This window comes from Streptomyces sp. AA4 (assembly GCF_000158875.1).
In the GTDB taxonomy this organism is placed as follows: domain Bacteria; phylum Actinomycetota; class Actinomycetes; order Mycobacteriales; family Pseudonocardiaceae; genus Amycolatopsis.
Map to the genome: position 1 here is coordinate 6,995,633 of NZ_GG657746.1, position 11,136 is coordinate 7,006,768.

At 68.6% G+C, this 11,136-nt stretch carries 11 protein-coding genes; 4 read left to right on the forward strand and 7 right to left on the reverse strand.

The features are described from left to right. Window positions 1-22: 22 nt before the first annotated feature. The 5 genes from SSMG_RS31815 to SSMG_RS31835 all read right to left on the reverse strand — a co-directional run bounded on the left by SSMG_RS31815 (window position 23) and on the right by SSMG_RS31835 (window position 2,750). Window positions 23-784, reverse strand: coding sequence for an ABC transporter permease (locus SSMG_RS31815; protein ID WP_009082899.1), 762 nt, complete (start codon window positions 782-784; stop codon window positions 23-25). Continuing rightward, window positions 781-1,551, reverse strand: coding sequence for an ABC transporter ATP-binding protein (locus SSMG_RS31820; RefSeq protein ID WP_009082901.1), 771 nt, complete (start codon window positions 1,549-1,551; stop codon window positions 781-783). Before SSMG_RS31820 ends, SSMG_RS31815 begins: the two co-directional genes overlap by 4 nt. Beyond that, the gene (locus SSMG_RS31825; protein ID WP_009082903.1) at window positions 1,548-1,931 is read right to left on the reverse strand and encodes a DUF1048 domain-containing protein; all 384 of its coding nucleotides are present in this window, start codon (window positions 1,929-1,931) and stop codon (window positions 1,548-1,550) included. Before SSMG_RS31825 ends, SSMG_RS31820 begins: the two co-directional genes overlap by 4 nt. Further along, window positions 1,921-2,262: a PadR family transcriptional regulator gene (locus SSMG_RS31830; protein WP_009082905.1), complete on the reverse strand. Its 342-nt coding sequence runs from the start codon at window positions 2,260-2,262 to the stop codon at window positions 1,921-1,923. Before SSMG_RS31830 ends, SSMG_RS31825 begins: the two co-directional genes overlap by 11 nt. Before the next feature lie 215 nt (window positions 2,263-2,477). Continuing rightward, on the reverse strand, window positions 2,478-2,750 hold the full coding sequence (locus tag SSMG_RS31835) for a hypothetical protein (RefSeq protein ID WP_037715514.1): 273 nt from the start codon (window positions 2,748-2,750) through the stop codon (window positions 2,478-2,480). A 628-nt stretch (window positions 2,751-3,378) separates the two neighbouring features. Here SSMG_RS31835 and SSMG_RS31840 point away from each other — a divergent pair. Continuing rightward, window positions 3,379-7,068: a multifunctional oxoglutarate decarboxylase/oxoglutarate dehydrogenase thiamine pyrophosphate-binding subunit/dihydrolipoyllysine-residue succinyltransferase subunit gene (locus SSMG_RS31840; RefSeq protein ID WP_009082910.1), complete on the forward strand. Its 3,690-nt coding sequence runs from the start codon at window positions 3,379-3,381 to the stop codon at window positions 7,066-7,068. A 58-nt stretch (window positions 7,069-7,126) separates the two neighbouring features. Here the strand turns inward: SSMG_RS31840 and SSMG_RS31845 are convergent, their stop codons facing one another. Next, complete coding sequence (locus SSMG_RS31845) at window positions 7,127-7,576, reverse strand: nitroreductase family deazaflavin-dependent oxidoreductase (RefSeq protein WP_009082912.1); 450 nt, start codon at window positions 7,574-7,576, stop codon at window positions 7,127-7,129. Window positions 7,577-7,726: 150 nt separating this feature from the next. Between SSMG_RS31845 and SSMG_RS31850 the strand changes: the two genes are divergently transcribed. Beyond that, complete coding sequence (locus SSMG_RS31850; protein ID WP_037715518.1) at window positions 7,727-8,965, forward strand: FAD-dependent oxidoreductase; 1,239 nt, start codon at window positions 7,727-7,729, stop codon at window positions 8,963-8,965. A 60-nt stretch (window positions 8,966-9,025) separates the two neighbouring features. Beyond that, a complete protein-coding gene (locus SSMG_RS31855) occupies window positions 9,026-10,225 on the forward strand; it encodes an MFS transporter (protein ID WP_009082916.1) in 1,200 nt (399 codons plus the stop codon). On the opposite strand, the gene SSMG_RS31860 is transcribed toward SSMG_RS31855, so the two are convergent. Next, a complete protein-coding gene (locus SSMG_RS31860) occupies window positions 10,173-10,520 on the reverse strand; it encodes a hypothetical protein (RefSeq protein ID WP_199786035.1) in 348 nt (115 codons plus the stop codon). The two genes, SSMG_RS31855 and SSMG_RS31860, sit on opposite strands and share 53 nt — an antisense overlap. An 88-nt stretch (window positions 10,521-10,608) precedes the next feature. On the opposite strand from SSMG_RS31860, the gene SSMG_RS31865 reads away from it, so the two are divergent. Beyond that, window positions 10,609-11,136, forward strand: a complete 528-nt coding sequence (locus SSMG_RS31865; protein WP_037715521.1) for a GNAT family N-acetyltransferase — start codon at window positions 10,609-10,611, stop codon at window positions 11,134-11,136.

Consider the following 11,136-nt stretch of genomic DNA (forward strand, 5'->3'; position numbering starts at 1 on the left):
CCGGCCTGGACAGCCCGCGCGATCAAGAAATCTTGCGCCGGTAAATCACGTTGGCGAACACATACGCCACCGCCAAAATCCCCACGCACCAGGCCAGCGCCGTCCAGATCCCGGTGCCCACCGGGCGCTCGGCGAACAGATCGCGGATCGTGTTGACGATCGACGTCACCGGCTGGTGTTCGGCGAACGCGCGGACCGGGCCGGGCATGGTGGCGGTCGGGACGAAGGCCGAGCTGACGAACGGCAGGAAGATGAGCGGGTACGAGAACGCGCTCGCGCCGTCCGCGGATTTGGCGGTCAGGCCGGGGATCACCGCGATCCAGGTCAGCGCCAGGGTGAACAGGACGAGAATGCCGAGCACCGCGAGCCACGCCAGCGGGCCCGCGCTCGTGCGGAACCCCATCGCGAACGCCACCAGCACCACGACCGCCACCGAGATCAGGTTCGCGAGCACCGAGGTCAGCACGTGCGCCCACAGCACCGCCGACCGTGCGATCGGCATGGACTGGAAGCGTTCGAAGATGCCGCCCTTCATATCCAGGAAGAGCCGGAACGCGGTGTAGGCGATCCCGGAGGCGATGGTGATCAAGAGAATGCCCGGCAGCAGGTACGTCACGTACGACTCGGAACCGGTGTTGATCGCGCCGCCGAAGACGTAGGTGAAGAGCAGCAGCATCACGATGGGCGTGATCGTCGTGGTGATGATGGTGTCCAGGCTGCGGGTGATGTGCCGCAGTGACCGTCCTAACAGGACAGTGCTGTCGCCGACGAAGTGGCCGCTCATTGCCCGTCCCCCTTGTTTCCGGTGCCGACCAGGGAGAAGAAGACGTCTTCCAGCGTCGGCTGCTTCTCGACATACTCGACCTTGGCCGGCGGAAGAAGCCGCTTGAGCTCGTCCAGCGTCCCGTTCACGAGCACCCGCCCCTCGTGCAGGATCGCGATCCGGTCGGCCAGCTGCTCCGCCTCGTCCAGGTACTGCGTGGTGAGCAGCACCGTCGCGCCCTGCTCGGCCAGCTCTTCGACCGCGCGCCAGACATCGTTGCGTGCCTGCGGATCGAGCCCGGTCGTCGGCTCGTCGAGAAAGATCACCCGCGGGGTTCCGATCAGGCTCATCGCGATGTCGAGCCGACGGCGCATGCCGCCCGAGTACGTCGACACCTTGCGCGATCCGGCCTCGGTCAGCGCGAACCGCCGCAGCAGGCCGTCCGCGATCTCGCCGGGGTTGTCGAGGTGCCGCAGTTTGGCGACCAGTACGAGATTTTCGCGCCCGGTAAGGATTTCGTCGACCGCCGCGAACTGCCCGGTGAGGCTGATCGACTCGCGCACGTCCGCCCCCTGGCTCGCCACCGCGAACCCGTTGACCTCCGCTTCCCCCGCGTCGGCCTTGAGCAGCGTGGAGAGAATCCGCACGACCGTCGTCTTGCCCGCCCCGTTCGACCCGAGCAGCGCGAAAATACTGCCGCGCGCCACCTCGAAATCGACGCCGCGCAACACTTCCAGCTTGCCGTAGGACTTCCGCAGCCCCCGGACCCGGATCGCCGGCGCCGTCATCCCGCACCGCCGACCGCGCGGTCGATCGATTCGGTCAGCCGCGTCCGCTCCCGGGAAATCCAGTTCCCCTCGGGATAACTCCGGAGGAACTCCTCCGCGAACTCGACCGGCTCGTCGCCGACGATCTCCCGGACCGTCGTCCCGCTCGCCACGCTCTGCTCGAACAGGTCGATGAGATCGTCCAGCATCCGCAGATGGCTTTCCGCCGTCCCCGGCCCGAAATACTGCAGATACCGGTGCAGCGCCTTGATCGCCGCGCGGTAGTCCGGCGGCAGCTCCTCGACGCGCGCCTTGTACCGCCGGTACCGCTTCTTGTCCTCCAGCGGCCCGGTGACCACTTCCAGATAATGCAGATACCTGCTCTTGCCTTCATTCCCCATGTTCGATTCCCTCCTTGCGCAGCTGTTCGAGCCGGTCCGAGAGAAACCGCCAGTTCCGCCAGAACTCGTCGAGATTCGCCCTCCCCAGGGCGTTCAGCGTGTAGACCTTCCGCGGCGGCCCTTTTTCGGACGGCACTTTTTCGACGTCGACGAGCCCGCGTTGCTCGATCCGCACGAGCAACGCGTAGACGGTGCCCTCGGCGAGATCGGTGAACCCCCGTTCGCGCAACCAGGAGGTGATCTCGTACCCGTACGCGGGCCGCCCGGCGAGAATCGCGAGGACGATGCCCTCCAAGGTCCCCTTGAGCATCTCCGTCGCCTGCTTGCCCATCGAACGCCTTCCAGCTAGTCAGTGTTGCTGAGTACCACTAGATAGTAACACTGACTACCGGCGACAGGGAGGGCCTTTGCCGAGGCTCGAGAAGCCGAACAGGAAGAGCGGGCAGCGAAAAGGTCGCGATGCCGTTGGCCCGCAACAGAATCGACAGCGTGATTCAGCGGTGCGCCGCGCGAAGGAAGGCCGCGCGGTTCAGGAGAAGCCGAGAATCAGGGAAGTTCGCGCCAGCGGAGGTCGCCCCAGCCCGCCGAGGTGACATCGGCCAGCTCGGCCCAGCGAGTCGTCCCGGGGCGGACGTGCGTGTCCGAGCCGATGGACCACTCGGGCGCCTCCGGCTCGACGTGGTCGAACTCGTCGATGCCGGACGGGGTGCGCCACACCGCGGTGCAGGAATCGCACATCAGCACGACCTTGCCGTGCTCGGTGACCAGCGGGCGAATCAAACCCTGATCCCAGAACGACGGACATTCGACCAGCCACATCGCGCCACCACCGCCTCGCGCCTCGGAAAACCGCCGCGCCCCGAGCGAGGCCGCAGCCTTTCGACAGCACAACACCGCTCAGTGAACGAGCCGCTACGCAGACGCCAACTCGGCCGGAACAGGCGCGGACGGCCGAGCAGCGCATCACCTGGACGAATGACACATCCTTCGCGCGAGCCGCTTCGGGGCACCCGGTGGCCGCGGCGGACAGCACGACACCAATCCGCCTCACCGACCGCCGTGTCCTCGCCGACAGCCAAGCCCCCGGAATGCCCCCGCCCCGGGTCCGGCAAGCCGTCCACCCCCGCATGAGCCCCGGCCACCAGGAAGCCGGACCGCATGGTCCGGACCAACCCGGCGCCCACCGCGCCCAGCCGCACCGGCGGCGGCCCGGGCCGGGGATGTGGCCGGAATCACCCCAACCCGGCCGAGGTGGCGGCGATCGGTCCGGGCGACGCGTACGGTGGGCCCTGCTGTCTGTCAGGCTGGGCCTCTCAACCGATCCAGACAATGACGTGTCTCACGAGCGTCCAGGTGGCGTGTTTCCGGCCACCGGCAGGGGACTAGCCTGGCGGTCAGCAGATGCTTGTGATATCGGATCGAGAATGGATAGAGGCGAGAGCCAGCCGTGGCCAGCAGCAGTCCCGCATCGCAGTTCGGTGCCAATGAGTGGCTCGTCGAGGAAATGTACGAGCGGTTTCTCGCGGACCCCCAGTCGGTAGACGCCGCCTGGCACGATTTCTTCGCCGACTACAAGCCCACTCCGGGCGGCAACGGCACGCAGGCGGGAGAGAACGGAGAGGTCAAGTCCTCCGCTCCGGCCCCCGCGGCCAAGCCCGCGCCGGCCGCGAAGTCCTCGGCCGCCCCCGCGGCCAAGGCGCCCGCCGCCAAGGCTCCGGCGGCGAAGGCCCCGGCCGCCAAGAGCGCGCCGGCCGCGAAGGCCGCCCCGGCCGAGAAGCCCGCTCCGGCCAAGACCGCCCCGGAATCCAAGCAGCTCCGCGGTGCCGCGGCGGCGATCGCCAAGAACATGGACGCCTCGCTCGCCGTGCCGACCGCGACCAGCGTGCGCGCCGTGCCGGCGAAGCTGATGGCGGACAACCGCATCGTCATCAACAACCACCTCAAGCGCACCCGCGGCGGCAAGATCTCCTTCACGCACCTCATCGGCTACGCCATGGTGCGGGCGCTGAAGGACTTCCCGAACATGAACCGGCACTACCAGCTGATCGACGGGAAGCCGTTCGCGGTCACGCCGGAGCACGTGAACTTCGGCCTCGCGATCGACATGAAGGGCAAGGACGACTCCCGCACTCTCGTCGTGGCCTCGATCAAGGCCACCGAGAACATGACCTTCATGCAGTTCTGGCAGGCCTACGAGGAGATCGTCAAGAAGGCCCGCACGAACAAGCTCACCGCGGACGACTTCGCGGGCACCACCATCTCGCTCACCAACCCGGGCGGCATCGGCACCAACCACTCGGTGCCGCGGCTGCAGGCGGGCCAGGGCGCGATCATCGGCGTCGGCGCGATGCAGTACCCGGCGTCGTTCGAGGGCACCAGCGAGAAGACCCTGGTCGACCTCGCGGTCAGCAAGATCATGACGCTGACCTCGACCTATGACCACCGCATCATCCAGGGCGCGGAGTCCGGCGAGTTCCTAAAGCGCATTCACGAACTGCTGCTCGGCGAGGACGGCTTCTACGACGACGTCTTCACCAGCCTGCGGCTGCCGTACGAGCCGATCCGCTGGGTCGCCGACATCCCGGACGGCCCGGTCGACAAGACCGCGCGCGTCATGGAGCTGATCGAGGCGTTCCGGATGCGCGGCCACCTGATGGCCGACACCGACCCGCTGAACTACCGCCAGCGCAGCCACCACGACCTGGACGTGCTCAGCCACGGCCTGACCCTGTGGGACCTGGACCGCGAGTTCGCCGTCGGCGACTTCTCCAGCCGCGAGCGGATGAAGCTGCGCGACATCCTCGGCGTGCTGCGCGACTCGTACTGCCGCACGGTCGGGGTGGAGTACACGCACATCCTCGACCCCGAGGAGCGCGGCTGGATCCAGGAGCGCGTCGAGGTCCGGCACAGCAAGCCGGAGCCGTCCGCGCAGAAGTACATCCTGTCGAAGCTCAACGCCGCCGAGGCGTTCGAGACCTTCCTGCAGACCAAGTACGTCGGCCAGAAGCGGTTCTCGCTGGAGGGCGGCGAGACCGCGATCCCGCTGCTCGACACCATCCTGGACAAGGCCGCCGAGCACGAGCTCGACGAGGTCGTCATCGGCATGCCGCACCGCGGCCGGCTGAACGTGCTGGCGAACATCGTCGGCAAGCCGATCAGCCAGATCTTCCAGGAGTTCGAGGGCAACCTCGACCCGGGCCAGGCGCACGGTTCCGGCGACGTGAAGTACCACCTCGGCGCCGAGGGCAAGTACTTCCGGATGTTCGGCGACGGGGAGACCCGGGTGTCGCTGGCGTCCAACCCGTCGCACCTGGAGACCGTCGACCCGGTCCTCGAGGGCATCGTCCGCGCCAAGCAGGACATCCTCGACAAGGGCGGCGAGGGCTACACCGTGCTGCCGGTCCTGATGCACGGCGACGCGGCCTTCGCGGGCCAGGGCGTCGTGGCCGAGACCCTGAACCTGGCGCTGCTGCGCGGCTACCGCACCGGCGGCACCGTGCACGTCATCGTCAACAACCAGGTCGGCTTCACCACCGCGCCGGAGCACTCGCGCTCCAGCCAGTACGCCACCGACGTCGCGAAGATGATCGGCGCGCCGGTCTTCCACGTGAACGGCGACGACCCGGAGGCCGCGTACTGGGTCGCGAAGCTGGCGGTCGACTACCGCCAGGCGTTCCACAAGGACGTCGTGATCGACCTGGTCTGCTACCGCCGCCGCGGGCACAACGAGGGCGACGACCCGTCGATGACGCAGCCGGCGATGTACGACATCATCGATTCGAAGCGTTCGGTCCGGAAGACCTACACCGAATCGCTGATCGGCCGGGGCGACATCTCCGTCGAGGAGGCCGAGGCCGCGCTGCGCGACTTCTCCAGCCAGCTCGAGCACGTCTTCAACGAGGTCCGCGAACTGGAGCGGCACCCGGCGAAGGCGAGCCCGTCGGTCGAGGGCGAGCAGCAGATCCCGGCGAAGGTCGCCACCGCCGTGTCGCGCGAGGTCGTCGAGAAGATCGGCGACGCGTTCGTCAACCTGCCCGAGGGCTTCACCCCGCACCCGCGGGTCAAGCCGGTCATGGAGCGCCGCCACAAGATGTCCCGCGAGGGCGGCATCGACTGGGCGTTCGGCGAACTGCTCGCGTTCGGGTCGCTGGCGCTGGAAGGCCGTCTCGTGCGGCTGTCCGGCCAGGACTCCCGGCGCGGCACCTTCACCCAGCGGCACTCGGTGTTCATCGACCGCAAGAACGGCCAGGAGTACTCGCCGCTGCAGCACCTGGCCGACGGCCAGGGCCGCGTGATGATCTACGACTCGGCGCTGTCGGAGTACGCGGCCGTCGGCTTCGAGTACGGCTACTCGGTGGCGAACTCCGACGCGCTGGTGATGTGGGAAGCGCAGTTCGGCGACTTCGTCAACGGCGCGCAGACCGTGATCGACGAGTACATCTCCTCCGGCGAGGCCAAGTGGGGCCAGCGCTCGGACGTCGTGCTGCTGCTGCCGCACGGCCACGAGGGCCAGGGCCCGGACCACACGTCCGGCCGGATCGAGCGGTTCCTGTCGCTGTGCGCGGAAGCGTCGATGACCGTCGCGGTGCCGTCCACCCCGGCGAACTACTTCCACCTGCTGCGCCGGCACGCCCTCGACGGCATCCAGCGTCCGCTGATCGTCTTCACCCCGAAGTCGATGCTGCGGAACAAGGCGGCGACCTCGTCGGTCGAGGACTTCACCGGCCAGAGCCGGTTCATGTCGGTGATCGACGACGCGACGCAGGACCCGGCGAAGATCCGCAAGGTGCTGCTCACCTCGGGCAAGCTCTACTGGGAGCTGGTGGCCGAGCGCGAGAAGCGCGGCGCGGACGACGTCGCGATCGTGCGGATCGAGCAGTACTACCCGCTGCCGAAGAAGAAGCTGCTGGCCGCGGTGGAGCGCTACACGAACGCCCAGCAGATCGCGTGGGTCCAGGAAGAGCCGGAAAACCAGGGCGCGTGGCCGTTCTTCGGCCTCAACCTGCCGCGGAAGTTCCCGGAGTTCTTCGGCGGGCTCGACGTGGTGGCGCGGCGTCCGATGGCCGCCCCGTCGGCGGGTTCGTCCAAGGTGCACGAGGTCGAGCAGAAGGCGCTGATCGCCAAGGCGTTCGACTGATCCTCGTCTCCATCGAAGGCCGCCGCGGGATTCGTTCCCGCGGCGGCCTTCGCCGTTCTCAGACCGTTTCCACCCGAAACACCGCGATCTTCGCCGCGGCCGCCGCCACTCCGTCCGGCGTCGGCGACTCCGCCAGCCCGGTCGTCACGTAACGCTTCCCCACGCTCGGCGGCCCGTCGGCCACCACCTCCCGCAGCACCGGCCCCCGCTCCGCGACCGGCACCTCCGCGAACCGCACCCGCCGCGACCGCCGGCCCCGCGACAGCGTCCCCTCCCCGGCCGCGCGCACGTTCGCCACCCAGGCCGCCTTCGGGAACGCCTGGATCAGGTACTCCCCGCCCTGGACTTTCAATACTGCCAACGGAAACGTCCGCGGTTCGCCGCTGCGCCGCCCCGGGACGGTGAGCAGCTCCATCGGCCCGAACGCGAGCCCCGCGCGCTGCAGGGCGGTGATGACCCGGTTGATCGTGTTGACCTTGCGCCGGTATCCGGCTGCCTTCGTGTCCATGGCCCTGAGCGTACGCCAACTTGTATGACTTTCATACTTTCTCTTACTCATAGCTATACCTTCCGGGTATGCCCGGGGTGCCGGAACGGCAGTGGCGGCCTCCTCGCCGTACCCAGTTGACTGGTTCGCAAACACCCGAGGAGGGCTGGAGTGCACTACGACGTCGTCGTCGTAGGAGGCGGTGCTGGGGGTATCGCCTCCGCGGCCGGGGCGGCGCGGACCGGGGCACGGGTGCTGCTGGTCGAGCAGTACCCGTACCTGGGCGGCGCGGCGACGATCAGTTCCGTGCTGACCCTCTGCGGCTTCTTCGACCAGACCGGACAGCAGGTCGTCGCGGGCGTCGGCGAGGAGGTGCTGCGGCGGCTGCGCCACCGCGGTGCCTACGAAGAAAAGACCATGGGCTGGACGGGCAACAAGATCGTCCTGCTCGACCTGGAAACCACGAAACTGGTCTACGACGACTTGGCCGCCGACGCTGGCGTAGACGTCCTCCTGCACACCAAGCTCATCGGCGCGAAGCGGACCCACGGCGTCGTCACCGAGGTCGCACTGCACCATCGCGGCGGCCTCGAACGCGTGACCGCCGGTGCGTTCGTCGACGCCAGCGGCGACGGCGCGCTCCTGGCCGCCGCCGGCGCCGCCGTCCGGATCGCCCCGCTGAGCGACCGGCAAACCAGCACGCTCGTCTGCCGCTTCTCCGGCGTCCCCGAAGACGCCGACCTGTCCCGGGAGGGCCTGCGCGCCGCCGTCGCCGCGTACGAACGGGAAACCGGCGTCCAGCTGGCTCGCGACTACGGCATCGCCGTGCACCTTCCGGTGACCCGCGACGTCATCGCCCTGCTCGTAGACGAACAAACCGACGTCCTCGACGCCGCTGCGCTCAGCCGCGACGAAGCCAACGCGCGTCGGCAGGCGTGGCATTACCTGGACGCGCTGCGCAAACACCTCGCCGGCTGGTCGTCCGCGCGCCTCGAAGAAACCGGTCCGCAGCTGGGCATCCGCGAGGGCCGCCACCTGGTCGGGCGCGAACAGCTCACCGGCCGCGACGTCCGGACCGCCCGCAAACGCCCGGACGCGTCCATCGGCCGCTGCGGCTGGCCGATCGAGGACCACGCGGGCCCCGGGGTCACCCGCTACGAACCGATCGCCGGCCGGGGCTGGTACGACCTCCCCTACGGCGCGATCTGCTCCGCCGACACCTCGAACGTCTGGGCAGCCGGCCGGCTGACCAGCTCCGACGACGACGCGTACGCCTCCGTCCGGGTCATGGGCACCGCCTTCGCGACCGGCCACGCCGCCGGGGTCGCCGCCGCCCAGTACGTCGACGGCCGAGCCCACGACGTCCGCGCGATCCGGGCCGAATTGCACCGCCAGGGCGCCCTGGCTTGACCGCCGCCGCTCGGTAACGGGAACCTTCCCTGATCATCCTCCCGGTCCGAAGGAGCGCCCATGCCGAGCCGCTATCGCTGGGTCGTTTTGCTGCTCTGCTGGGCAGTGTTCACGATGACCTCGGTAGACCGGTCCACGTGGGGCCCCGCGTCCTCCGCGGTCAGCGATTCGCTCGGCGTGCCGCTCGCCGCGCTCGGGATCTTCGCCACCTGCTACTACATCGGCTACGTCATCTCGAACACCGCCGGCGGCTTCCTCTCCGACTGGCTGGGCAGTCGCGCGATCCTCGGCATCAGCTCCCTGGTCGCGGGCGCGCTGATGGTCGGCTTCGGCTCAACCACCTCAATCGCCTGGGGTCTCGTCCTGCAAGCTTTGCTGGGCCTGTTCGCCGGAGTCGACTTCTCCGCCGGGCTGAAGCTGATCACCACCTGGTTCCGTCCCGAGGAACACGGCCTGGCGAGCGGCATCTTCATGACCGCGACGTCACTGGGCACGGTCGTAGCCAACGCCGTCGTGCCCACGCTCGTGAAAAACAGCGGCTGGCCCGTGTCGTACCACCTCTTCGGCGCTGTCACCGTCGCGCTCGGCCTGCTGTGCCTGGCCTTCCTCCGCAACGGCACCGCGGCTGCTTCCCCTCGCCGCGGTCTGCCGAACCCTCGCCCGCTCTTCCGCAACCGCGACCTGCTGCTCCTGGGCTTGGCAGGTTTCGGCGGCCTGTGGGGCACCTACGGTTTCGTCACGTGGTCCAACACCCTGATGATCCGAGGCGAACACATCGACCCCGTCCGGGCCGGGGTAGTCCTGGTCATCTTCTCCGGCACGGCGGTAGTGATCAAACCGCTGATCGGCTGGCTGACCGACAAAGTCGGCCTGGGCAGGCGAATCCCCATCATCGCCGTCTTGGTCCTGTTCGGCGCCGCCCTGCTGGTCTTCGGTTCTCTCAGCAGCTACGGCGCTTTCCTAGTGGTAGCCCCGATTCTCGGCATCGGCGCGTACGCCTACAGCCCCCTGACCGCCGCGATGATCCCCGCCCTGACCGGTGCCCGCCTAGCCGGTTCCGCCGCTGGCGCGGTGAACGCTTTCTGGCAACTGGGCAGCGTGATCGTGCCCGCCGTCGTGGGCCCGGTTTTCCACGCGACGGGCTCGTTCTACTCCGCGTTCCTCACCCTGGCCGCCGGACCGCTCGTGGGTGCGGTGGTCCTGTTGTTCATGCGAGACGACCGCCCGGCACGGGTTGCTCCGCAGACAGCCGCGGCTTGATCAGGGGCTTCCGAGCACCGGACCCGGCCACGGTGACGGTCAGGTCGAGCCACTCCTCCATCGACGTCAGCCGGGCGACCCCACCGAAGTCGGCGTACGCCTTCGCCAACTGTTTCCGGAAACTCCGCAATTCCTCGGCCCGCAATCCGGCGGGCACCCGAGCCGTGAACCCGCCGACCACGAGGTCGACCGGGCTGAAAAGCCAGTTGCCGTCCCAGAAATCGACCGCCCCCGCGTGCATCCGCCCCAGGACCTCGATCACCAGCCGATCGCCGTCCCTCGCCCCCAACCGCACCACTGCACCTCGCCCCCGGGCCTCCACCCTAATGCGGCCCGCCAAAATCATTTTCCGCGCACGCCTCCGCTCAGGGAAACTGAGCGACATGCAGATCCGCCAGTCCACCACCGCAGACGCGCCCGCGATCCACGCCGTGCACACCGCCGCGTTCCGGGTCCACAACCCGCACGTCACCGGCGAAATGCCAGAAGCCAAGCTAGTCACCGAACTCACCGCCGACGGCGATCTGCTCCCCGCGCTCTCGCTCGTCGCACTCCGCGACGGCGAAGTGATCGGCCACGCCTGCTCCAGCCCAGGCCGCCTCGGGGACGACCCGGAATCCGCCATCGGCTTCGGCCCGCTGGGCGTCCACCCGGACCACCACCGCAGCGGCGCCGGCTCAGCACTGGTCCACGCAACCATCGGTGCCGCCAACGCACTCGGCTACGGCCTGATCGTGCTGCTCGGCGACCCCGGCTATTACTCCCGCTTCGGCTTCGTCCTGGCCGAAAAGCTCGGCGTCACGCCGCCGGTACCGGAATGGGCCCCGCACTTCCAGGCCCTCCCGCTAGCGGCATACACCCCGGAAAACCACGGAGCATTCCGCTACGCCGCGGCTTTCGACCGGCTCTGA

What these genes read in the sequence shown, in the direction of transcription:
- SSMG_RS31865 (WP_037715521.1), top strand. Translation starts at nt 10,609, where the DNA reads ATGCAGATCCGCCAGTCCACCACCGCAGACGCGCCCGCGATCCACGCC.
- SSMG_RS31855 (WP_009082916.1), top strand. Translation starts at nt 9,026, where the DNA reads ATGCCGAGCCGCTATCGCTGGGTCGTTTTGCTGCTCTGCTGGGCAGTG.
- SSMG_RS31830 (WP_009082905.1), bottom strand. Translation starts at nt 2,262, where the DNA reads ATGGGCAAGCAGGCGACGGAGATGCTCAAGGGGACCTTGGAGGGCATC.
- SSMG_RS31845 (WP_009082912.1), bottom strand. Translation starts at nt 7,576, where the DNA reads ATGGACACGAAGGCAGCCGGATACCGGCGCAAGGTCAACACGATCAAC.
- SSMG_RS31820 (WP_009082901.1), bottom strand. Translation starts at nt 1,551, where the DNA reads ATGACGGCGCCGGCGATCCGGGTCCGGGGGCTGCGGAAGTCCTACGGC.
- SSMG_RS31825 (WP_009082903.1), bottom strand. Translation starts at nt 1,931, where the DNA reads ATGGGGAATGAAGGCAAGAGCAGGTATCTGCATTATCTGGAAGTGGTC.
- SSMG_RS31835 (WP_037715514.1), bottom strand. Translation starts at nt 2,750, where the DNA reads ATGTGGCTGGTCGAATGTCCGTCGTTCTGGGATCAGGGTTTGATTCGC.
- SSMG_RS31815 (WP_009082899.1), bottom strand. Translation starts at nt 784, where the DNA reads ATGAGCGGCCACTTCGTCGGCGACAGCACTGTCCTGTTAGGACGGTCA.